The sequence below is a fragment of the Mycobacterium sp. NPDC050441 genome, from assembly GCF_040655355.1.
In the GTDB taxonomy this organism is placed as follows: Bacteria; Actinomycetota; Actinomycetes; order Mycobacteriales; family Mycobacteriaceae; genus Mycobacterium.
Window position 1 is genome coordinate 307,978 of the sequence record NZ_JBFAJS010000004.1, and the last position, 21,273, is coordinate 329,250.

The 21,273-nt window shown below is 68.0% G+C and carries 21 protein-coding genes; 12 read left to right on the forward strand and 9 right to left on the reverse strand.

Going from position 1 to position 21,273, the window contains the following annotated elements:
* Positions 1-114 precede the first annotated feature (114 nt).
* Positions 115-894: an SDR family oxidoreductase gene (locus tag AB0I14_RS14355; RefSeq protein ID WP_358022089.1), complete on the forward strand. Its 780-nt coding sequence runs from the start codon at positions 115-117 to the stop codon at positions 892-894.
* On the opposite strand, the gene AB0I14_RS14360 is transcribed toward AB0I14_RS14355, so the two are convergent.
* From AB0I14_RS14360 to AB0I14_RS14380, 5 genes are all read right to left on the reverse strand, one after another.
* Positions 859-1,494 (reverse strand): TetR/AcrR family transcriptional regulator, encoded by a 636-nt coding sequence (locus AB0I14_RS14360; protein ID WP_358022092.1) that lies wholly within the window; start codon positions 1,492-1,494, stop codon positions 859-861. The genes AB0I14_RS14355 and AB0I14_RS14360 overlap by 36 nt on opposite strands.
* A 7-nt stretch (positions 1,495-1,501) precedes the next feature.
* Complete coding sequence (locus AB0I14_RS14365; protein WP_358022095.1) at positions 1,502-2,725, reverse strand: FAD-dependent oxidoreductase; 1,224 nt, start codon at positions 2,723-2,725, stop codon at positions 1,502-1,504.
* Entirely contained in the window at positions 2,718-4,883 is a 2,166-nt protein-coding gene (gene helR / locus AB0I14_RS14370; protein WP_358022098.1) for an RNA polymerase recycling motor ATPase HelR, read from the reverse strand. The genes AB0I14_RS14365 and helR overlap by 8 nt, the downstream gene beginning before the upstream one ends.
* A gap of 115 nt (positions 4,884-4,998) precedes the next feature.
* Positions 4,999-7,533, reverse strand: a complete 2,535-nt coding sequence (locus AB0I14_RS14375; protein ID WP_358022100.1) for a DUF3516 domain-containing protein — start codon at positions 7,531-7,533, stop codon at positions 4,999-5,001.
* A gap of 89 nt (positions 7,534-7,622) precedes the next feature.
* On the reverse strand, positions 7,623-8,096 hold the full coding sequence (locus AB0I14_RS14380) for a carboxymuconolactone decarboxylase family protein (RefSeq protein WP_358022103.1): 474 nt from the start codon (positions 8,094-8,096) through the stop codon (positions 7,623-7,625).
* A gap of 116 nt (positions 8,097-8,212) precedes the next feature.
* Here AB0I14_RS14380 and AB0I14_RS14385 point away from each other — a divergent pair, with 116 nt between their 5' ends.
* A complete protein-coding gene (locus AB0I14_RS14385; RefSeq protein ID WP_358022831.1) occupies positions 8,213-9,070 on the forward strand; it encodes an adenylate/guanylate cyclase domain-containing protein in 858 nt (285 codons plus the stop codon).
* Here the strand turns inward: AB0I14_RS14385 and AB0I14_RS14390 are convergent.
* A complete protein-coding gene (locus AB0I14_RS14390; RefSeq protein ID WP_358022106.1) occupies positions 9,021-9,716 on the reverse strand; it encodes a cutinase family protein in 696 nt (231 codons plus the stop codon). The two genes, AB0I14_RS14385 and AB0I14_RS14390, sit on opposite strands and share 50 nt — an antisense overlap.
* 123 nt (positions 9,717-9,839) lie before the next feature.
* Between AB0I14_RS14390 and AB0I14_RS14395 the strand changes: the two genes are divergently transcribed.
* Both AB0I14_RS14395 and AB0I14_RS14400 read left to right on the forward strand, forming a co-directional pair.
* Positions 9,840-10,217: a nuclear transport factor 2 family protein gene (locus AB0I14_RS14395; protein WP_358022110.1), complete on the forward strand. Its 378-nt coding sequence runs from the start codon at positions 9,840-9,842 to the stop codon at positions 10,215-10,217.
* 51 nt (positions 10,218-10,268) lie between these two features.
* Positions 10,269-10,988 (forward strand): CoA pyrophosphatase, encoded by a 720-nt coding sequence (locus AB0I14_RS14400; protein ID WP_358022113.1) that lies wholly within the window; start codon positions 10,269-10,271, stop codon positions 10,986-10,988.
* 3 nt (positions 10,989-10,991) lie between these two features.
* On the opposite strand, the gene AB0I14_RS14405 is transcribed toward AB0I14_RS14400, so the two are convergent.
* Together AB0I14_RS14405 and AB0I14_RS14410 are read right to left on the reverse strand one after the other, a co-directional pair.
* Positions 10,992-11,432, reverse strand: coding sequence for a flavin reductase family protein (locus AB0I14_RS14405; protein ID WP_358022833.1), 441 nt, complete (start codon positions 11,430-11,432; stop codon positions 10,992-10,994).
* Positions 11,433-11,543: 111 nt separating this feature from the next.
* Positions 11,544-12,278 (reverse strand): TetR/AcrR family transcriptional regulator, encoded by a 735-nt coding sequence (locus tag AB0I14_RS14410; protein ID WP_358022116.1) that lies wholly within the window; start codon positions 12,276-12,278, stop codon positions 11,544-11,546.
* 56 nt (positions 12,279-12,334) lie between these two features.
* On the opposite strand from AB0I14_RS14410, the gene AB0I14_RS14415 reads away from it, so the two are divergent.
* A complete protein-coding gene (locus tag AB0I14_RS14415; protein ID WP_358022118.1) occupies positions 12,335-15,211 on the forward strand; it encodes an RND family transporter in 2,877 nt (958 codons plus the stop codon).
* On the opposite strand, the gene AB0I14_RS14420 is transcribed toward AB0I14_RS14415, so the two are convergent.
* Positions 15,144-15,596 carry a VOC family protein gene (locus tag AB0I14_RS14420; RefSeq protein WP_358022121.1) on the reverse strand — a complete coding sequence of 151 codons (453 nt, stop codon included), beginning with the start codon at positions 15,594-15,596 and terminating at the stop codon, positions 15,144-15,146. The genes AB0I14_RS14415 and AB0I14_RS14420 overlap by 68 nt on opposite strands.
* A 139-nt stretch (positions 15,597-15,735) precedes the next feature.
* Here AB0I14_RS14420 and AB0I14_RS14425 point away from each other — a divergent pair, with 139 nt between their 5' ends.
* From AB0I14_RS14425 to AB0I14_RS14455, 7 genes are read left to right on the forward strand one after another with little or no spacing between them, the layout of a single operon-like run.
* Positions 15,736-16,737 carry a MoxR family ATPase gene (locus AB0I14_RS14425; protein WP_358022124.1) on the forward strand — a complete coding sequence of 334 codons (1,002 nt, stop codon included), beginning with the start codon at positions 15,736-15,738 and terminating at the stop codon, positions 16,735-16,737.
* 7 nt (positions 16,738-16,744) lie between these two features.
* Positions 16,745-17,611: a DUF58 domain-containing protein gene (locus tag AB0I14_RS14430; protein ID WP_358022127.1), complete on the forward strand. Its 867-nt coding sequence runs from the start codon at positions 16,745-16,747 to the stop codon at positions 17,609-17,611.
* Positions 17,601-18,074 carry a hypothetical protein gene (locus AB0I14_RS14435; protein ID WP_358022130.1) on the forward strand — a complete coding sequence of 158 codons (474 nt, stop codon included), beginning with the start codon at positions 17,601-17,603 and terminating at the stop codon, positions 18,072-18,074. Before AB0I14_RS14430 ends, AB0I14_RS14435 begins: the two co-directional genes overlap by 11 nt.
* Positions 18,065-19,027, forward strand: coding sequence for a hypothetical protein (locus AB0I14_RS14440; RefSeq protein WP_358022133.1), 963 nt, complete (start codon positions 18,065-18,067; stop codon positions 19,025-19,027). The genes AB0I14_RS14435 and AB0I14_RS14440 overlap by 10 nt, the downstream gene beginning before the upstream one ends.
* Positions 19,003-19,941 carry a vWA domain-containing protein gene (locus AB0I14_RS14445; RefSeq protein WP_358022136.1) on the forward strand — a complete coding sequence of 313 codons (939 nt, stop codon included), beginning with the start codon at positions 19,003-19,005 and terminating at the stop codon, positions 19,939-19,941. The genes AB0I14_RS14440 and AB0I14_RS14445 overlap by 25 nt, the downstream gene beginning before the upstream one ends.
* A complete protein-coding gene (locus tag AB0I14_RS14450) occupies positions 19,938-20,624 on the forward strand; it encodes a hypothetical protein (protein WP_358022139.1) in 687 nt (228 codons plus the stop codon). The genes AB0I14_RS14445 and AB0I14_RS14450 overlap by 4 nt, the downstream gene beginning before the upstream one ends.
* Before the next feature lie 48 nt (positions 20,625-20,672).
* Positions 20,673-21,272: a TetR/AcrR family transcriptional regulator gene (locus AB0I14_RS14455; RefSeq protein WP_358022142.1), complete on the forward strand. Its 600-nt coding sequence runs from the start codon at positions 20,673-20,675 to the stop codon at positions 21,270-21,272.
* Position 21,273: the final 1 nt, after the last annotated feature.

Here is a 21,273-nt window from a genome sequence, read left to right on the forward strand (position 1 = left end):
CACCCGGGCTCCATTCGATCTTGCATGGGTCGGCGTGCAGAACTCTACATATATAGAGATTTTGTGGGGTAGGTTGTCCGGAATCAAGCCGAACCACAGGAGAGCTCGCCGACGATGACGCTGCAATTGGATCTGTCGCACCGGCGGGTGGTGATCACCGGCGCCGGACAGGGTGTCGGCCGCGGTCTCGCCGATGCCTTCGCTGCCGCCGGGGCCACGGTGCTGGTCAACGACCTCCGGGGTGACCGGGCCGAGGCTGTGGTCGCAGAGTTGCGAGAAGCGGGCGGGGATGCGGTTGCGGTGCCCTTCGACGTCACCGACTACGAGGCCGTCACGCAGGCAATCATAAGGACCGGCCCCGTCGACATTCTGGTCAACAATGCGGGCAATGCCGGGGCCGAGGGATTCGCCGCCCGGATGCCGTTCGCCGAAACCTCACCCGCGGAATGGAATCCCTTCCTGCAGGTGAACCTGTATGGCGTACTGCACTGCACGCGTGCGGTGCTGCCGACGATGGTGGAGCGGCAGTGGGGCCGGGTCGTGACGATCGTGTCGGATGCGGGCCGGACCGGGGACGCCGGCGGCGCGGTGTACGCGGCGGCCAAGGCCGGTGCCGCGGGTTTGACGCGGTCGATCGCGCTGGAGAACGGCCGCTACGGCATCACGGCCAACAACATTGCGCTGGGCACCATGCGAACCCCGCTCACCGAACCGCTGTGGGCTGAGATGGCCGACTCCCCGCAGGCCAAGGCGATCCTGTCGCGCTACCCGATCCGCCGGCCCGGGCTGCCCGAGGATGTCGCCTATCTGGCGGTACTGCTGTCCAGTGACCAAGGCTCCTGGATCACCGGCCAGACGCTACCGGTCAACGGCGGCTACTCCTTCGCGATGTGAGCCAGCCGGGGCCGCCGCAACGATCGCGGTGATGATGTCGTGGACTTGTTCGTCGGAGGTGATCGTGCGGTCGCCACGGGCCAGGGCGAGCATCAGCCCGCTGATGAAAGTCAGCAGTACATAGGCCTTTTCATCGATCAGCTCCGGATCGGTATCGGCTGGACAGAGGCCGAGCACGACGTTGCGGTGCAGTTCGAAGAACTGCTCCTGGTTGTGGCTGAACGCCTCGGCCAGCCCCGCGTCCCGGCTCGACGGCATGACGAGCTCATAGCGGGCCTTGCTCCGGACCAGGCGCGCCCCGGTGCCGGACCGGATGACCAGCCGGGCCAGGCCGGCCGCAGATGATGGGCCGTCGCCGCCGTTCTCCGATCGGGTGGCCGCGGTGAGATCGGCCAGGTCGAGGTCGGCGATGCGGTTGGCCGCCGCCCGCACCAACGCCGCGCTGGTGCGGAAGTAGAACGACGTCGTCCCCTCGGCAACCCCGGCCTTCCGATCGACCTTGAGGTGGGTGACGCCCTTGATGCCCTCGCGGGCGAGCAGAGTGATTGCCGCGTCGCACAATTCGCGTCGCCGTTGTTCGGGGTTCTGTTTGCCTCCCACGCTGCGCCTATCGGCGGGCCGGCGCGGCGACGTGCTCGGGGCGCACCCCGGTGCCGACCAGGTACGCCGGAATCGCGGTGAGTTGGGGGAACTTTCGGACGACGTTCAGCAGTGCCCCGGGCGGGCGGATCTCGGCGCCGGCCATCACCGGCGCAATCACCTGACGATGCAGGATGCGTTGGAGGCCTTGGGTGATGGTGGTGGGTAGGGTGCGCCGGCGCTGCACTGAGGCCAGGTCGGACTCGGTGACCCGGTGCTCGCGCAGCGGCTGGTACAGCAGGCGCGCGGTTGCGACGGCGTCCTGGATCGCGACGTTGATGCCGACCCCGCCGACCGGGGACATGGCGTGTGCGGCGTCGCCGATGCACAGCAGGCCGTCGCGGTGCCACCGCGGCAGGCGGTTGAGCTGAACGTCAAGATGTTTGACGTCGTCCCAGGAAGTGAGCGCATCCGGGTCGGCCTCTGGGATCAGCTCGGTGAGCTCGGCATGGAACGCGTCGAGGCCGCGGGCCCGCAGCTGGGCATCGCTACCCTTCGGGATCAGATAGGCGACCTGGAAGTAGCCGGTGCGGGGAATCATGATCAGCGCGCGTCCGGGCGCGGTGCGCGGGATCAGCGAGTACTGGCCGTCCTCGGTGCGCGGCAGTCGGAACCACCACACGTCGAAGGGCACTGGATAGTCCCGGGTCTTCAGCCCGGCTTCCCGCCTGACCAGTGACGTGCGTCCGTCGCAGGCGACGGTGAGATCGGCGCGCAGTTCACCGTCCCCGTCGGGGCCCGTGTAGCGCACCCCGGTGATGCGTTCACCGTCGCGCAGCAGTCCGGTCACCTCGGTCCGCATGCGCAGGGTGAAGTTGGGATCGTCCTTGCCCGCGTCGGCCAGCAGATCGAGAAAGTCCCACTGCGGAACCATCGCCACGTACGGGTGGGGCTGGCGCAGCCGACGGAAGTCGACGAGCGTCACCGGGTCACCGTCGACGGTGAACTCGCCTTTCTCCACCTTGCTGTAGCCGATCTTGTTGAACTCGCCGAAGAGCCCCAGCTCGTCGAGCATGCGCATGGTGCTCGGATGCACGGTGTCGCCGCGGAAATCGCGCAGGAAGTCGGCGTGCTTCTCCATGACGGTGACCGCCACCCCGCACCGGGCCAGGATCAGCCCGAGCATCATCCCGGCGGGCCCGCCGCCCACGATCGCGCAGTTGGTGGATTCCAGTCCGGGGGCATCAGGCATGTGCGAGTCCGTTCAACGCTTCGGGTAGCGGTTCGGTGTGCAGCACACCGAGGCGCTGCGTCGCGCGGGTGAGGGCGACATACAACTCGGCGGCACCCCGGTCGCCGTCGGCCAGGATGTGTGCCGGTTCCACCACGAGCACCGCGTCGAACTCAAGGCCCTTGGTTTCCGACGGTGCCACCGCGCCCGGCACGCCGGGCGGGCCGATCACCACGCTGGTGCCGTCCCGGGTGGCTTCATCCCGGACGAATTCCTCGACAGTCGAGGGGATTTCGGCGGCGGTGAGCCGCCGTGACCACGGCTGTACCCCGCAGGACCGGACGGACTCCGGCGGGTTCACCCCGGGGGCGAATTCAGCCAGCAGCGCCCCGGCCACCGCCATGATCTCGGCCGGAGTGCGGTAGTTGACCGACAGCGTCCGGTAGATCCACCGGCCCGGCACATACGGCTCGAGCATCGCGTCCCAGGACCGGGCACCGGCGGCTGACCGGCGCTGGGCCAGATCGCCGACCACCGTGAAGGACCGGCGTGGGCAACGACGCATCAGCACCCGCCAGTCCATCTCGGACAGTTCCTGGGCTTCGTCGACCACAACATGACCGTAAGTCCAATCCCGGTCGGCTGCAGCGCGTTCGGCGAGTTCCCGGGTGTCGCGCTCGAGGAATCGGTCGGCCAGGTCCTCGGCGTCGATCAGGTCGCTGGCCAGCAGGTGGTCCTCGTCGTCCATCAGATCCTCGCGGGCGATCATCAGGTCGAGCACCCCGGCGGCGTAGGCGGCTTCCTCTCGGCGTTCGAGTTCCGCGGCCTCCTCGCCGGCCTTGTCACGGCCCAGCAGGTCGACCAACTCGTCGAGCAGGGGCACGTCCGAGACGGTCCAGGCGCTGCCGTCGGCGCGGAACAGCCGAGGGTCGGCGCCGGCCGCAGCCAATCGTTCCGACGACGAATACAGCGGGGCCAGCAGGGTCTCCGGGGTCAGAATCGGCCACAGCCGATCGAGAGCCGCAGCGAATGCGGCGTTGTCGTCGAGCTCGCTGACCACGCTGGCCCGCAGTTCCTCCCATGCCGCCTTGTCCTCGCGGCTCAGCCAACCCTTGCCGATGCGGGCGACCGCACGTTCGGTGAGGACATAGGTGACGATGTCGCGGAACGTCGCACGGGCCTCGTTGTGCGGCAGCCCGGTTTCGCGGGCCTCCTCGATCGCCCATTGTGCGGTTTCGGCGTCGATGCGCACCGTGACGTCGGGCAGTTCGATCAGGATCGGCTCGTCCGGGACTTCCTGGCGGTCGGCCACGGCGGCGGCCAGCACGCCGAGGATCTTCAGCGAACCCTTGATCGCGGCCGCCTCTGGCGTGTCCTCGGCGGTGACCTGTAGACCGGGCACCAGGTCGCCGGGTGTCATGAACACCGCATCGGACTCACCCAGCGAGGGCAGCACCCGTCCGATGTGGTTCAGGAACGCCTCATTGGGCCCGACCACCAGCACGCCGTGACGTTCGATCCGCTCCCGGTGGGTGTAGAGCAGGTAGGCCACCCGGTGCAGCGCCACCACGGTCTTGCCGGTGCCCGGGCCGCCCTCGACCACCAGCACCCCGGTGTGTTCGTTGCGGATGACCTCGTCCTGTTCGGCCTGGATCGTCGCGACGATGTCGCGCATGCCCTCACCGCGTGGGGCGTTCACCGCGGCCAGCAGTGCGGCATCACCCTCGTCACCCTCGGCGGGTCGGCCCAGCACCTCGTCGGTGAAGTCGAGCACGCGGCGGCCCAGGGTGCGGAACTGGCGGCGCCGGTGCATGCCCTCCGGGTGGGCCCCGGTCGCGGTGTAGAACGGCCGCGCCAACGGTGCCCGCCAGTCCAGCAGCAGCGGTTCGTAGTCGTCCTCGCGGTCGAAGATGCCGAGACGCCCGACGTAGAGATGTTCTCCGGCAATGGTTTCCAGCCGACCGAAGCACAGCCCATTGTCGGCCACGTCGAGCCGGTTGGCCTCCTTGGCCAGCGCCCGCACCTCGGCGTCGCGTTCCACGGCGGAGCCGCCGTGCTCGCGGAGGGCGGTGCGATAGCGGTCACGCACCCGGACGCGCTCGGCATCCAGGCGGGTGTAGAGCCCGTCGACATAGCTCTGTTCGGTTTGTACTTCGATGTCGTGCTCGTCAGTTGGCACGTTGCCCACAGTTCCCTCGCTTATCCGTGGCTTGATCCGGCCAGCGATTGTGCGCCATCACCGGGGCCTTGCCGCAAGGCCCCGGGGTCGCGATAAAATTGGGGTCAGCAAGCACTCACCCCATCCGGCCCGCATCCACGATACGCAGCACCGCGGCACCTTCTTCGTCGCTGGCGGCCAGGTCCACTTCCACGTCGAAGCCCCAATCGTGATCTCCGGCCGGATCTTCGAGGATCTGTCGCACCCGCCACATCTGCGGCTGCCGGTCGAAGATCAGCAACGCCGGGCCGCGCGCGTCGGCTCCGGTGCCCACTTCCGCGTGTTCGTCGAAGTACTCCTCGCCGACTTCGGCCCAGCGATCGGCCGTCCACCCGGATGAGGCGTCCAGCGCGCCGAGATCGTCCCAGCGGGCGCGGGCGAACAACTCCACCCGCCGGAACAACGCGTTGCGCACCATCGCGGTGAACGCCCGCTCGTTGCCCGTCAACGGGCGCGGTCGGGCCGGCACGGCCACCGGTGCGTCGTGAGGTTGGTCCGGGCTGGTCAGCTGCTCCCACTCGTCGAGCAGGCTGGAATCCACCTGACGCACCAATTCGCCGAGCCACTCGACGATGTCGGCCAGCGCTTCGGTGCGGGCGGCCGTGGGTACTCCTGAGCGCAGCGCCTTGAACGCATCGGACAGGTAGCGCAGCACGGCCCCTTCGGAGCGGGTCAACCCGTAGACGCTGACGTACTCGCGGAAGGTCAGGGCGCGCTCCCACATCTCGCGCACCACCGACTTTGGAGACAGGTGCCCGTCGGCCGCCCACGGATTGGTCTGCCGGTACACCTCGTAGGTGTGCCCCAGCAGTTCGGCCAGCGGCTTGGGATAGGTGACCTCGTCGAGTAGTTCGATGCGTTCCTCGTACTCGATGCCCTCTGCCTTCATCTCCGCCACCGCTTCGCCCCTGGCCTTGTTCAGCTGGGCGGCCAGGATCTGGCGGGGATCTTCCAAAGTGGATTCGATCACCGAAACCACGTCCAGCGCATAGGTTTCGGCTTCGGCGTCGAGGACATCGACCGCGGCCAGCGCGAACGTCGACAGCGGTTGGTTGAGCGCGAAGTCCGGCGGGAGGTCGACCGTCAGCCGGTAGCGGCGGCCGTCTGCCTCGGGTTCGGCAAGCCGTTCCACGACACCGGCCTGCAGCAGGGAGCGGGCGATGCCGACCGCCTCCCGGATGTGCCGAAGTTGACGTTTGCGTGGTTCGTGATTGTCGGTGAGTAGGCGACGCATCGCCGCGAACGGGTCACCGGGGCGGTCGACGACATCGAGAATCATCGCTGTCGACACCCGCATATTGCTGGTCAATGCTTCGGGGGCGGCGTCGATCAGCCGGTTCATGGTGTTCTCACCCCACGGCACCATGCCCTCAGGGGCCTTGCGCCGCACCAATTTTCGACGCTTCTTCGGATCTTCGGCCACCTTGGCGAACTGTTTGAGGTTCTCCACCTCGTGGTCGGGCGCCTGCACCACGACAGTGCCCGCGGTGTCGTATCCGGCGCGCCCGGCCCGCCCGGCGATCTGGTGGAACTCGCGGGCGTTGAGCAACCGCATCCGGGTGCCGTCGTATTTGGACAGGGCAGAAAAGACGACGGTGCGGATCGGTACGTTGATACCGACACCGAGGGTGTCGGTACCGCAGATCACCTTGAGCAGTCCGGCCTGGGCCAACTGTTCCACCAGCCGGCGGTATTTGGGCAGCATACCGGCGTGGTGGACGCCGATGCCGTGCCGCACCAACCGCGACAGCGTGGTCCCGAACGTCGTGGAAAACCGGAAACCGCCGATCATCTCGGCGATCGCGGCTTTCTCCTCCTTGGTGCTGACGTTGACGCTCATCAGGGCCTGGGCCCGCTCCAGCGCGGAGGCCTGGGTGAAGTGCACGACGTAGATCGGTGCCTGTTTTGTGTCGAGCAGGTCGGCGATGGTCTCGTGCATCGGCGTGGTGGCGTACGAGTAGAACAGCGGGACCGGCCGTTCGGCACCGGCCACCAGCGCGGTCTCCCGCCCGGTGCGCCGGGTCAGGTCCTTGCGCAGGAATTCGACGTCACCCAGCGTCGCCGACATCAGCAGGAACTGGGCCTTGGGAAGTTCCAGCAGAGGCACCTGCCATGCCCAGCCGCGGTCGGGGTCGCCGTAGAAGTGGAACTCGTCCATGACCACCAGGCCGATGTCCGCGTCGGCGCCTTCCCGCAGCGCAAGGTTGGCCAGGATCTCGGCGGTACAGGCGATGATCGGGGCGTCGGCGTTGACCGAGGCGTCCCCGGTGAGCATTCCGACGTTGGCCGCCCCGAACACGTCACAGAGGGCGAAGAACTTCTCGCTCACCAGCGCTTTTATCGGTGCGGTGTAGAAGCTGGGCCGGTCGGCGGCGAGTGCCGCGTACAGCGCACCGGTGGCCACCAGCGACTTGCCCGATCCGGTCGGCGTCGCGAGGATCACGTTCGCCCCGCTGACCAGTTCGATCAGCGCTTCCTCCTGCGCCGGGTACAGCGTGGTGCCGTTTGCCTCGGCCCAGGCGGCGAAGTCGGTGAACAGCGTGTCGGCGTCGTTGCCCTTGGCGCGCAGCGCCGACAGGTCGCTCGGATCGTCGAGCAGGGGAGTGGTCATGTTGGTAACCAGCGTGCCAGTTCGCCCGTGCCGCCGTTCGCCCCGGTCGGCACCCATACGGTGCGCCGACCGGGACTGCTTGAGCGCCGTTATCCGAACTGGCCGGGCTGGTAGTCGCCGGCCGGCTGCTGGATGATCACGTTCAGGCGGTTGACGGTGTTCATGAAGGCGATCAGGCACACCAGCGCGGCCAATTGATCCTCGTCGTAGTGCTTGACCGCATTCGCCCACACATCGTCGCTGACCCCGCCCGCCGCGTCGGCGATCCGGGTGCCCTGTTCGGTCAATTCCAGGGCCGCGCGTTCGGCCTCGGTGAACACCGTTGCCTCCCGCCACGCGGCGACCAGGTGGAGGCGCTGCTGGGTCTCCCCGGCGAGCACGGCGTCCTTGGTGTGCATGTCGGTGCAGAATGCGCAGCCATTGATCTGGCTGGCGCGCAGCGCCACCAATTGCTGTGTTGTGTCGGGGAGTGCCGAGTCCGTGATCACCTTGCCCGCCGAGGTGACGTACTTGAGCATCTTGACGGCGGTCGGGTTCTCGAACAGGTTCAATCGAGCATCCATGGTGCACTCCTATGTTGAAGGTGGCTATACACCCTCAAGACACCTCGACTCGACGAAATGTGACATGTGCCGGTGGGCTGGGTGATCGTCGCGTGCCGGATAATCAGCGGGTGCAGATGCCGACCACCCTTGAGTTCGTCTTGTTGGTGATCGTCGTCGTGCTGTTCGCGGCGTTCGTCACGTTCCTGGTGCTGTTCATCGTGAGCCGCCGGCAGCTGACGAAGGCCCGGCGCGAGATCGAGAGCATGAAGCTCGAGGACGAGGACCGCCGGCGGAGGCGCCGTCGCGGCGTGGCGCCGTTTGCGATCAAGACGGTGTTTCAGACGGCGGACATGCTGATCACCAAGGGTCTGGGCGCGACGGTGCGCAACTCGATCGAGGACCTGGCCGGGTGGGCCCAGGTCGAACGCCCGGATCTGGCCCGGCTGACCGCAGATGGCCGTGTCGTCATCGTCTTCTCCGACATCGAGGGCTCGACCGAGTACAACGCCGCGATGGGTGACCGGGCCTGGGTGAAGCTACTCGAGAAGCACAACAAGCTCGTTCAGGCGCGGGTCGACAAGCATGGCGGTCACGTGGTCAAGACACAGGGCGACGGATTCATGATCGCGTTCGCCGACGCGGAGAACGCGGTGCGATTCGCCACAGATGTGCAGAGCGCGCTCGCGGAGAATTCCCAGCGCTGGCAGGCGATCCGGGTGCGGATCGGCGTGCACATGGGCACGTCGGTGCGCCGGGGTGACGATCTGTTCGGGCTCGACGTCGCGATGGCGGCGCGCGTCGCCAGTCAGGCCGACGGCGGCGAGATCCTGGTCAGCGAACCGGTCGGTGACGCGGTCAGGCATCTCGACGACATCGTCCTTGGAGCGGCCCGCGAAGTGGAACTGAAGGGCCTCCCCGGGACTCACCGGCTCTATCCGGTGCTCAGCGCCGAGCAGCCGGCGCTGGAGGCGGCGGTTGGACGTGACGCGTGACCCATTGCGCGGCGAGCTTGATCAGGCCCGATTTCGGATAGCTGACGTGCGCGTCCCAGTCCCGGCCTAGCGAACAGATGGGGTCGTTGGTGTTGCACAGGTCCGCGGTCCTGGCGCCGAAGTCCGGGCTCATCCGGGTCAGCGGCTGGCCGAGGCGCGCCGACGGGTTGCCGAAGACCACCACCGAGGCGACCCGTGGGACAACCGCGGCGGGCAGCGGGGCCGTGTAGCCGAGGCCGGCGATCGGCGAGGTGGCCACGACGTCGACGACGGCCGCGCCCTGCGAATAGCCGCCCATCACGATCTTGGTCTTGGGGCATCGTGCCGCGGTGGCCTGGATGCGCTTGCTCATGTCGGTGGCCCCGGCGGCGGCCTTCATGAAGTCCCACGATGCGGGGTACTGCACCGCGTAGGTGCCGATGGTCGAGCCTTTGACCATCGGGCCCAGCGTGTCGACGAATGCCTTGCCGACATTGCCGATACCGGCGGGCTCGTCGGTGCCACGGGCGAAGACGACTTCGATGTCGGGACAGTCCGGCGCGGCCGAGGACACGGGAGCCGCGATCAGGCACACCGCGGTGGCGGCACCGACTGCTGCGATGCTCGCCCGGCGGCCCGCGTGCCGGGCCCACCTACCGACAGGCATGCTTCTCCTCGACCTGGACGTGTCCGCTCCCGCGTGAACCACCATCCCCAGCTATCACTTCTACCACTGTTTCAACAGTGGTGCCCAGACATAGCGGATCCGTGCAATGGGTACTCGATCACCGTGACCACTCCAGTTCTCGACGAACTCCTGCACATCGAACGCGCCGGGTGGGATTCGCTGTGCGAGTCGACCGGCGCCGACTTCTACGGTGATCTGATGCTGCCCGACGCCGTCATGGTCCTCGCGAACGGCATGGTGATGGATCGGAACACCGTCGTCAGCGCGCTGGCGCAAGCCCCGCCGTGGCGTGCCTACGAGATCAGCGGAGTGCATCTCATCGCACTCGACGACGACAATGCCGCCCTCGTCTACATCGGCACGGCCTACCGCGACGGGGACGAGCCGGCGTTCGTCGGCGCGATGTCCAGCGTCTATCACCGGGTCGACGGGGTGTGGAAGCTCACGCTGTATCAGCAGACCCGCAAGGCCGAACAGTAGGCCGAGTTACCTCGCCGGTGGCGTCGCCCGCGTCCCGCATATGGTCGAGCGGTGACGATCGCCTATGACGAAGTTCTGCGGGAACGGGTCGGGGTGCATCTGGCGGGGCACGAACGCCGCTCGGTGACCGACCCGACGAAGCGGCACGCGGCCGTGGCGGTGGTCCTGGTCGATTCCGAGGTCGGTGAGGACCGGGTGGATCCGGCTCCGGTCGACGAATGGATCGACGGCCGCCCGATGCCGGAGCCAGGGCTCGACGGCCGCATGGTGGACGTGTCGGGTGGGGCGGCTTTTCTGTTGTGCCGCAGGACTTCTCGACTTTCCTCGCACGCTGCGCAGTGGGCGTTGCCCGGCGGCCGGCTGGACCCGGGTGAAACCGCGGTCGAGGCCGCGCTGCGGGAACTGGACGAGGAGGTCGGGGTCAGCCTGCCCGGCTCGGCGGTGCTGGGACTGCTCGATGATTACCCGACCCGCTCTGGTTACGTCATCACCCCGGTGGTGATCTGGGGCGGCGGGCGGTTGGACCTGCGGCCATCCCCCGACGAGGTGGTGGCGGCGTACCGGGTGGGCTTGCACCAGCTGCAGCGCGCGGATTCGCCGCGGTTCGTCACGATTCCGGAGAGCCCGCGCCCGGTGGTGCAGATTCCGCTGGGCAATGACCTGATCCATGCGCCTACCGGCGCGGTGCTGCTGCAGTTGCGGTGGCTGGCGCTGGAGGGTCGCACCGATCCGGTCGACGAGCTCGAACAGCCGGTCTTCGCCTGGAAGTAGGCCTCAAGCCTCGTGTCCTGGCTTGAGGTCGGCCACGTCGGTGAGGTTGACCCAGGGCTGCGGCTCGTCGGGCGCTTGGCCGTCAACCGGATTCAAGAGGTAGCCGACGTGGTCGCCGAGATCGAACCGGTCGAGGATGGCGCCCACGAACCAGGCCGGCGAGGCATCGAGGATCGGTGCTCCGGCGGGGCCGGCATGCCAGCGGCATTCGGCGAACTTGTCGACGTCGTCCCCGGTCTGCCCGCCGAACCAGCGGGCCAGCTCCACATCGTCACGAGCCAGCAGGTGCACAGCCAGGTGGGTGGCCGCTTCCGCGACGGCGAAGGTGTGGTTCTGCTTCGAGATCCCGACGAGGAACCGCGGTGGATCGATGCTGGCCTGCGTGGTGAACCCGACCAGGCAGCCTGCCGGCCCGTTCTCAGCCCGTGCCGTCACGACGAACATCGGGTAGTCGATGAGCCCGACGAACCCGTCGAAACCTTCCCAGCTCTGCACCACCACACCATTCTCGGCCGGCGGTGCCCGTTTGGTGCCAACCTTGCCGGGTAGCCGGCGCTAGGGGCTGCGGGTCCGGCGCCCGCGCCGGACGGTGGCTGTCGCGGGCGCGCTCGGGTGCGGCGGCGCCGACGGTGTGTCCATGCGCTGAAACGACTGCTGGATACGTTCCCGGTCACCGCCGAGGCCGACCAGGAGGTTGGTGATGTGCGGTGCCAGCACGCGCGAGACACCCCCGCCGTCGGTGCCGAAAACACCGATGATCTCGGCCAGGACGTAGCCGTGCATCATGGTCCAGATCTGGGCGGCCACGGCCACCGGATCGCCCTCGTCGATGGCGCCGATGTCCATGCAGCGCTGTACGAATGCCGGGATCTGGGCGTACACCGAGTTGATCTCGGACAGGGCCGCCGGATGGCCGTCGACTGTGAGGTCGCGGCCTATCGGCAGCGTGATGGACGGCGAGGTGATTCCGAACATCAGCCGGTACCGCTGCGGATAGGTGAGCGCGTATTCGCGGTAGGCCAATCCAGAGGCGAGAAGGTCGGCCACCGGATCGTCGGTGTCCGGCCGCCGGCGCAGGTGTTCGCCGAAACGGACGTAGGACTCCCGGACGAGCGCCTCGTACAGGCCGGGCATGCCGTCGAAGTGGGTGTAGACCGCCATCGTGGAGGCGCCGATCCGCTTGGCCAGCATGCGCGCGTTGAGCGCCTCTGGCCCGCTCTCCTCGAGGACGTGCAGGCTCTCCTCGATCAGGCGCTCGCGAATTCCCATGGTGTCCATCGTCCTGGACATGCTGCCATAACAATGTTATACCTCCCAATAACATTGTTATGGATGGTGGGGGAGCCATGCTGGAGACCATTGCCCGAGCGACGAGCAGGTACGCACTCCTCGTCATGGCCGCCTGGGTGCTGCTGGCCGGCATCGGCAACATCGCGGTGCCCCAACTCGAGCACGTCGTGAAAGAGCAGTCCCGGGCCTTCTTCCCCACCGACTCCGGTGCCACGGAGGCGGCGCAACGGATGGGCACGCTGTTCGGGGATTCCGACAGCAACAACATCGCCTATGTCGTCCTCGAAGCCGACCGGACCTTGGGGGACGCCGACCGCGCCTACTACCGCACCCTGGCCGACCGACTGCGCACCGACACCCCCGGCGTCGAATCGATCATGGATCTGTGGGACGACCCTGCCGCCACGGCGGTGTTCGAAAGCCAGGACCACCGGGCGGCCTACCTGATGGTGCGGCTCTCCGGACAACTGGGCAGCACCACCGCGACCGACGCCGTGGCCGCGCTGCGCACCGCAGTCGATGCGCCTGACGCCCCGGCCGGACTACGCCTCCACGTCACCGGGCCCGGGCCCAGCCTGGTCGACGAATTCGCCGCCCTGGACGCCCAATTGGCGAGGATCACGGTGCTGACCGTCGGAATGATCGCAGCACTCCTGCTTTTCGTGTACCGCTCGCCGATCACCGCGGCCGTCCCACTCGCCTCGGTGGGGTTGGCGCTGGCGGCCGCGCGCCCGGTGGTCGCGCTGCTCGGCGAGCACGGCGTGATCGAGGTGTCGGTGTTCTCGGTCGCGTTGATGTCGGCGATGGTGCTGGGCGCCGGTACCGACTACGGCATCTTCCTACTCGGCCGCTACCACGAGAACAGGCGGGCCGGCATGGCGTCGCCGGATGCCCTGGCCGACGCCTACCGGCGGGTGGCCCCGGTGATCGCCGGATCATCCGCCACGATCGCCACCGCGCTGTTCTGCCTGACCTTCGCCAAGGTGAATTTTCTGCGCAGCGCCGGGATCCCCAGTGGGATAGGTGTTCTCGCGGCGATGCTGGGGGCGCTGACGTTGACGCCCGCATTGATCGGTTGGTTCGGCCGGCGCGGATGGATCGAGCCGCGTGCGGCGCGGGCCAGTCGACGGTGGCGCAAGATCGGCACCGCCGTCGCCCGCTGGCCAGGGCCGATCCTGGTGGTCGCCGTCGCTGCACTGATCGTCTGCACGTTGCCGCTGCTGGGCGCCAAGATCAGCTTCTCGGAGCTGTCCGCACAGCCGGCCGGCACCGACTCCAGTCGCGGATACCAGGCGGTCCACGGCCGCTTCCCGGACAACCGGCTGTTGCCCGAGATCGTCTCCATCGAGGCCGACCGCGACCTGCGCAATCCGGCCGGGCTCATCACGATCGAGCGGGTCACCAGAAAGATCCTGGAGGTACGCGGGGTGCGTACAGTGCAATCGGCCAGCCGGCCCGCCGGGACCCCCGTACGCCAGGGCACCTTGACCTACCAGGCCGGACAGATCGGCGAACAACTCGACGGCACAGCGCAATCCGCGCTCAACGGGATGAACTCCGTGGACACCGTCACGGCGACCATCGGCCGGCTAGACGGCGCCCTCGACGGCATGCAACGCGGGCTGAGCGGCGCCGTCGACGGCCTGAACCGGGTCGGGGCCGGCTCGCAGGACATCGGTGCGGGCATGACCGGACTGCAGGGCAATCTCCAGACAGTGTCCGGATATGCCGATCCGCTACGCCAATTCGTCAGCAACAACCCCGACTGTGCGGCCAATCCGATCTGTGCGGCGGTGCAGAAGATCGTCACGCCCCTCGACGACGCGGTGAGCTCGACGGGGACCCTCGCCGGCGGTGCAGGCGCACTCGAGCAGGGTGCGGCCAGTGCCACCAACTCACTCGACGGAGCGGCCAGGGGCGTCGCGACGATGCGCTCCGCGTTGACCGAGCTCCGCAGCCTCACCACCACCCTGCGCTCCAGCCTGGGCTCGGTCGGCCCGCAGATGCAGCAGATGACCGGCTACCTGTCGCAGCTGAGCACCGACTTCGACGGCAGTTCCGAGGGCGGGTTTTATCTGCCGCCAAGGACTTTCGATGATCCACAGTACCGCCGGGTGATGGGCATGATGTTCTCCCCGGACGGTCACGCCACCCGGTTGCTGGTCTACGGCGACGGTGAGTCCTGGGGCCGTGACGGCGCTGATCGATCTGCCGAGATCCGCATCGCCGCGGCCGAAGCGCTCAAGGACACCCCACTGGCGGCCAGCGGCGTCGTCGACCTCACCGGAGTCGGCACTGCCACCGCAGAACTCATCACCTACGTGCAGCACGACTTCACCCTGCTCGTGATCGCCACGCTCATCCTGATCTTCGGGATCGTGGCAGGCATGCTGCGCAGCCCGGTTGCCGGGATCGTGGTGCTGGCCACCGTCACCATCTCCTACGCATCGGCGCTGGGGGCCAGCGTCGCCGTCTGGCAGTACCTGTTCGGACAACCCCTGCACTGGGCGGTCCCCGCCTTGGCCTTCATCGCCCTGGTCGCCGTCGGTGCGGACTACAACCTGCTGCTGGCGATGCGGTTGCGCGACGAGGCCGGGGCCGGCGTCCGAATCGCGACGATCCGGGCCTTCGCCGGTACCGGCAGCGTCGTCACGATCGCCGGAATCGTGTTCGGGCTGACCATGTTCGCGATGCTGGGCGCCAGTGTGGTGACGATCGCCCAGGTCGGGTCCACCATCGGCATCGGCCTGTTGATCGACACGCTGGTGGTGCGGACCTTCGTGGTGCCGCCGATCGCCGTGCTGCTGGGCCGTTGGTTCTGGTGGCCCCGGCGGGCCGAGCGGTCCGACAGGTCCGACAGGTCCGTCAGGTCGACGAACCAGTCCCGGCGTGAATGCCGCTCAGCAGACCGGTCAGCTGTCCCACTTCGATGAGATAGCCATCCGGATCGCGCATGTAGCAGCGCACTTCGGCCTTTCGATCGATGGGTGGGGTCAGAAACTCGGCACCTTTCGCGCTCCATTCGCGGTAATAGGCCTCGATGTCGGCCACCCGGATGTTCAGGAAGCTGGTCGCGGTGCGCGGATCAGTCGGCGGGTGCAACGTCACGTCGGGCTTGTCCGGTGTGGGACCACCGCCAGGGTTCATGATCAGCCAACTGTTGGCCAGCTTGACGATGCACGGGTCTTCGGCCATCACCACCTCGCCGCCGAGCACGTCGCTGTAGAACGTTCTCGATCGCGGCACGTCTGCGACGGTGAGGAAGTGGGTCAGCAACAGACCCGTCTCCGGGTTCGGTAGCAAGTCTTCGCGCTTCATCTTGATTCCCTTCCGATCGTGCAGTGGTCTGCAATACCCGTGCGAGTACCTCAGCTAATCTGCCGCGGCAGCATCGCGGGCATGACTTCGGCAAAGTCTGGGTACATACGCCGGGGGAGGGCGAATACCGGAAGGACTCATGACGGCACCGCGATTGCAGGTTGACCAGCGCGACGCCGCCGAAGCCCAGCGCATCGCGGGCGCGGTGACCTCGGCGTTCGCCACCCGGGTGGTGGGCCAGGGCCATCTGCGCGAATCGATGTTGGTCGCGCTGCTCGCCGGCGGACACCTGCTCATCGAGAGCGTGCCCGGGCTGGCCAAGACCACGGCGGCCCGGGTGGTGGCCGAGTCCATCGACGGCAGCTTCCGGCGCATCCAGTGCACACCGGATCTGTTGCCCAGCGACATCATCGGAACCCAGATCTACGAGGCCGCGCACAACTCGTTCGCCACGCAGCTGGGCCCGGTCCACGCCAACATCGTGCTGCTCGACGAGATCAACCGCTCCAGCGCCAAGACCCAGAGCGCCATGCTGGAGGCGATGGAGGAACGCCAGACCACGATCGCCGGCGTCGAATATCCCATTCCCGAGCCGTTTCTGGTGATCGCCACCCAGAACCCGGTCGACCAGGAGGGCACCTATCCGCTCTCGGAGGCCCAGACCGACCGGTTCATGCTCAAGGAGATCGTGGGCTACCCCTCGGTCGAGGAGGAGGTCGAGATCGCCGCCCGGATGGACGCCGGACTCTACGACCGGGATCACCGCGCGGCTCCGGTCGTCACGATCGACGACGTCCGTCGTGCCCAGGACATCGTCCGGCAGGTGTATCTCGATCGCGCGCTCGTCGAGTACGCCGGCCGACTGGTCGCCGTCACCCGCGAGCCCGAACAGCACCTGCCGGCGAACGTGGCCAGGCTGATCGAGTACGGGGCCAGCCCGCGGGCCACCCTGGCCTTCTGCCGGACGGCCCGGGCGCTGGCCGTGCTGCGCGCCCGCGACCATGTGGTGCCCGACGACATCGCCCGGTTGGCGCACCGGGTGCTGCGGCACCGGCTGATCCTCGGATTCGAGGCGGCCACCGCCCGGGTCACCCCCGATGTCATCGTCGACGCGGTGTTGCGTGCGGTGCAGGTCCCGTGAGGCCGCGATGGGCAGGTATCTGGACTCCGCCAAGGCGTATGTCGGCCGCGACGCCGGCGGTCTGCTCGAGGGTGGCCGCTACGCCCTGGTCCACACCCGCAGCCTGGAGTTCGACGAGTTGCGGCCCTACGTCCCCGGGGACGATGTCCGCGACATCGACTGGAAGGCCACGGCACGCTCCGGGCACACCCTGATCAAGCGGTTCGTCTCGGAGAAGCACCACAAGGTACTGGTGGTCGCCGACGCCGGCCGTAACAGCTGCGCACTGGCCCCGTCCGGTGAGCTGAAAAGAACTGTGGCACAGAACATCATCGGCGGGATCGGATTGATGACGTTGCCCCGGTCCGATGAGATCGCGATGGTGCTCGGTGACCACCGCGGCACGGTGGACATCCGGCTGCGCCGCGGCGAGACCCATATCGAGAGCATGCTGCACCGCTTCCACCATCACGCCACCGACCACCCCGGCCCGAGCGACATCCTGGTTCAGCTCGAATGGGTGGCCCGTCACTACCGGCACCGGTTGTTGATCTTCGTGGTGTCCGACGAACCGGAGGTCACCGACCGGCTGGCCGAAGTGCTTCGCCCGCTGACCGCCCGCCACGACGTGCTGTGGGCATTGGTCGGTGACATGCCCGCGGTCAGCGGGCACCGGGACACCGGCCGTAGCTATGAGATCGCTGACGGCCGTCCGATCCTGGCCGACCTGGACCGCGACGTCGTCCAGGCCTATCTGCGCACCGAAGCGCAACGGCGCGAACAGCTTTCCGAGTTCCTGACTTTGCAGCGGATACCGCACGCCCGGATTCCCGGCAGTCCGCGGATCAGGGCGGCCCTGACGGCGATGACCGGGGTGTACGCCCGTGCCGGATGACCTGCTGCGCCATGTGATCGGCCCGACGCCCTACTCGCCGGAGTGGCTGTGGACCGCGATCGGCCTGATTCTGCTGCTGTGCGCCTGGTACGCGGCAGTCTTCGTGCTGACATCGCGACGCCGTCCGGTGCGCGATCTCCCGGTCGTCGGCGCCGCACGGACGGAACTCCTGCGCCGCCGATCGGTCCGGGCGATCCGCCGCATCGGAAACCGTTACCGTGCGGGTGATCTGAGCCCAGCGCGCACCGGGGCAGCGCTGAGCCGGGAACTCCGCGCCTTCCTGCACGCGGCCACCGGGGTGCAGGCCCAGTACATGCAGGTCGACGACATCGCAGACAGCTCGGCCGGACCGGCCGCGCCGATCCTGGCCGAGCTCACCGACATTCAGTTCAACCATCGTTCCGTGCTGGATGCCGGCACGGCCAGCGACACCGCCGAGGAGTTGATCCGCGGATGGACCTGATCTGGTGGGTGGTGGCGATCACCGGTTGCCTCGCACTCGCCGGGTGCGTGGGCGTGGCCCTGCTGCTGAGGCAACCGATGGACCCGGACCGGCTCAGACCACTGGCCAACACCGGGCGGCTCACCCGGCTGCCCCAGTACGTGCGGACCGCGCGGCTGCGGACCATTGCGGCCGTCGTCGCCATGGTGCTGCTGACGGTCGCCTTCGCGGGGTCCGTACTGGCCGCCGCGCGCCCCACCGGACTGCCGTCGCTGACGCGCACCGTCCAGGCCGCGACACCCGAGGACATCATGGTGTGCGCCGGGGGCCCGGTGACCGACCCCGCGGTCAGCGCCACACTGCAGTACTTCGCCGATCGGGCCCGCTTCTTCGGGACCGAGCGGATCGGGCTGACCTCGGCCAACCGCCGCGTCATCCCGCTCACTCGGGACTATCAGTACGCCGCAGCACAATTCGCCGCCGTCGGCCGGCAGGATGGTGACCGGCCATTGGTCGCACCGGTGTCCTACGTCGATTACGCCGCCACCGTTCAGGACGTGCTGGCGATGTGCCTGACCGGCTTCCCGTCCTTTCCGGAACCGTCTCCGCAACGACGGTCCGTGATCTACGTCGGTCCCGAATCCCTGCCCGGCTCAGCCGAATCCGCCCCGCTGTTCACCGAGGATCGGCTCCGGGACCTCGCGGTGACAGCAGGTGTTCAGGTCAACGCGATCACCCCCGGATCCGGCGAGGGGACGGTGGCCGCGCTGACCCGCAGCACCGGTGGGAGCTGGTTTTCTGATTCGGCCGATATCGCCGCACATCTGACGCAGATCCGGAACCATCCGCCGAAGGCGGGGACGACCGGCGACAACACGGACGTCATCTCCGCCGAGACCCCGGCGATCCCGGTATTGCTCGCATTGCTGGCGTTGGCGGTGCTGTGGTGGTGGCCGGTGGTGATGCGGCGATGAGCCTGGAGCCGATCCTGCCACCGCTGCTTCTCGCAGTGCTCGCGGTGGTGCTCGTCGCGGCGCGGGTCATCACCTTCGGGCGGGTCAGGGCGCAAGGTGGCGGCTGGGCGTCGGTGTGGCGCTGGTCATCGCTGACGGCGGCCGGGGTGCTCCTGCTCGCGGCCGCGCTCGGCCCCACGGTGGGCGGGAGCCACGACACCGTGCCCCGGCCCGCCGGTGACCGGGAGCCCAATATCTTTGTGCTCCTGGACCGTTCTCCGCAGATGTCACAAGTTGGCGCCGATGGCCGCTCTCGGATGGCGGCGGCCCGAGACGATGTCGCGGCACTGATCGAACGGTATCCCGATGCCCGATTCGCCCTGATCGGGTTCTCCGACCGTCCGTCCGTGGTGTGGCCGCTGTCCGCCGATACCTGGAGCCTGCGGCCGGTGGTGGCGGCGACGGATGCGTACGCGGCGACGCCGGATGCCAATGTCGGTGCGGGCGCCACCGTGCTGCGCTACCAGCTCATCAGCGCCGTGCAGCAGTTTCCGAGGGCGCAGAACCTGGTGTTCTATCTCGGTGCGGGTGCTCCCGAATCGCAAGCGCCGCAACGGGAGTTCCAACTGCCCGAGGATGCCGTGGACGGCGGCGCGGTCCTGGGCTACGGAAACGCCGGCACCCAGGCGCTACGTGGAGTCGCCGGACAGATCGGGGTGCCGTTCGTGCCGCGTGCCGGCGTGATACCGCTGGACGTTGCGTTGCCGGCCGACAACACGTCGGGCCAGAGCCCCGCCGCTGTCCCGGACCGCGCCGCCGTCGAGCTGTACTGGGTTTTCGCCGGGGCCGCGGCGCCGCTCATCCTGATCGAGCTCTATCTGGTGCTACGGGGATTCCGCCGCATGCAGTCGATCGATGTGGGGTCCGGGCCATGAACCGGGCGCGTCGCAGGCTGTTGCTCTACTCCGCCCCGGTGGTGGTGATAGTGGTGATCGCCGCCATCAAGCTGCTGTCGGTCGTGGTGATCGGCCACTCGGCGGCGGCCGATTTCGCCGACCGCGACACCGCGGCGCTGGCAGGCGACGTGGCCAGGCTGCAGGTGCTGAACATCGTCGAGCCGGGCAAGGCGGACCATGCCGCAGGCGCCCTGGCGGTTCTGGAGAACCGGCTCGACGACGCCGACCGCCACTTCAGCGCGGCGATAGCCAGGCTTGATGCCGATGAATCATGTTCGGCCAGGGTGAATCTGGAACTCGTGCGGGAGACTCTCGGTGATCGCGCTGTCGCGGCGGCCGATCCTGAACTGGCGCTCACCCGCTACCTGGCAGCCCGCGAGGTGGTGGACAGCGCTTCGGGCGGATGCTTTGCGGGCAACACCGATCCGGACCCGGATCGGCGAGCCATCCGCAATGACGCGCCGGCACGGTTGAACAGCAAGATCGATGCCGCCTCCGCAATCTCGCCGCCACCGGCGTCGTCCCCTCCTCCGGCCGCCCAGGCACCGCCACCGGCAACGGCGGGTACGCCCACCACGGAGCCGCGGAATCGGCTCGACCCGACCGTCGGTGATCCGTTGGACCGGCTGCAACAGATCCTGCGCGATGCGGCGACGGGTTAGATTCGGGTGAGTCGGGTTCGTTGAGTCCGGTCGACGCGAAGGAATGGAATGGCTGTGGCAGACGGGTTGTCTGCGCGTGAGGCGAAGCGCCTGCAGACGCGTGAGCGGTTGATGGGTGCGGCGATCGCCGAGTTCAAACGTGCCGGGATGGCGGAAGCGGACGTGGGAACGATCGTGACTGCGGCGGGTGTCGCGCACGGCACGTTCTTCTTCCATTTCCCCACCAAGGAGCACGTGCTGCTGGAACTCGAGCAGCGCGAAGAGGTGCGCATCGCCAAGCAGTACGCCCAGTTCCTCAAGAAACCGCACAGCCTGGAGGATGGGCTGCGCGAGTCGATGCGGCTGGTTGTCGGCCTGGAACGCCGGCTCGGCGGCGTCCTGTTCAAAGACTTTCTCGCCCTGCACTTCTCGCAGACCCGACCCCCTGCGCCGGACAGTCAGGAACACCCGGTGATCTCCGGGGTGGCACGCGAGATCGAGTCGGCCCAGCAGCAGGGTGAGGTCGCCGCCGACGTCAACCCGTGGAACAGCGCGGTGTTCTTCCTGCTCGGCTTCTACGCCCTGCTGATCACCACCAACGACTGGCCCACCCGCGACGCCCTGCTGGACGACTACGTGGTCAGGACCATGCGCAGCCTGACGCCCTAGA

Bases quoted from the DNA above. Each gene is read 5' to 3' on its own strand.
- AB0I14_RS14375 (WP_358022100.1), bottom strand. From the start codon at position 7,533: ATGACCACTCCCCTGCTCGACGATCCGAGCGACCTGTCGGCGCTGCGC.
- AB0I14_RS14365 (WP_358022095.1), bottom strand. From the start codon at position 2,725: ATGCCTGATGCCCCCGGACTGGAATCCACCAACTGCGCGATCGTGGGC.
- AB0I14_RS14415 (WP_358022118.1), top strand. From the start codon at position 12,335: ATGCTGGAGACCATTGCCCGAGCGACGAGCAGGTACGCACTCCTCGTC.
- AB0I14_RS14355 (WP_358022089.1), top strand. From the start codon at position 115: ATGACGCTGCAATTGGATCTGTCGCACCGGCGGGTGGTGATCACCGGC.
- AB0I14_RS14430 (WP_358022127.1), top strand. From the start codon at position 16,745: ATGGGCAGGTATCTGGACTCCGCCAAGGCGTATGTCGGCCGCGACGCC.
- AB0I14_RS14405 (WP_358022833.1), bottom strand. From the start codon at position 11,432: ATGTTCGTCGTGACGGCACGGGCTGAGAACGGGCCGGCAGGCTGCCTG.
- AB0I14_RS14385 (WP_358022831.1), top strand. From the start codon at position 8,213: ATGCCGACCACCCTTGAGTTCGTCTTGTTGGTGATCGTCGTCGTGCTG.
- AB0I14_RS14410 (WP_358022116.1), bottom strand. From the start codon at position 12,278: ATGTCCAGGACGATGGACACCATGGGAATTCGCGAGCGCCTGATCGAG.
- AB0I14_RS14450 (WP_358022139.1), top strand. From the start codon at position 19,938: ATGAACCGGGCGCGTCGCAGGCTGTTGCTCTACTCCGCCCCGGTGGTG.
- AB0I14_RS14420 (WP_358022121.1), bottom strand. From the start codon at position 15,596: ATGAAGCGCGAAGACTTGCTACCGAACCCGGAGACGGGTCTGTTGCTG.
- AB0I14_RS14455 (WP_358022142.1), top strand. From the start codon at position 20,673: ATGGCTGTGGCAGACGGGTTGTCTGCGCGTGAGGCGAAGCGCCTGCAG.
- AB0I14_RS14390 (WP_358022106.1), bottom strand. From the start codon at position 9,716: ATGCCTGTCGGTAGGTGGGCCCGGCACGCGGGCCGCCGGGCGAGCATC.
- AB0I14_RS14425 (WP_358022124.1), top strand. From the start codon at position 15,736: ATGACGGCACCGCGATTGCAGGTTGACCAGCGCGACGCCGCCGAAGCC.
- AB0I14_RS14380 (WP_358022103.1), bottom strand. From the start codon at position 8,096: ATGGATGCTCGATTGAACCTGTTCGAGAACCCGACCGCCGTCAAGATG.
- AB0I14_RS14440 (WP_358022133.1), top strand. From the start codon at position 18,065: ATGGACCTGATCTGGTGGGTGGTGGCGATCACCGGTTGCCTCGCACTC.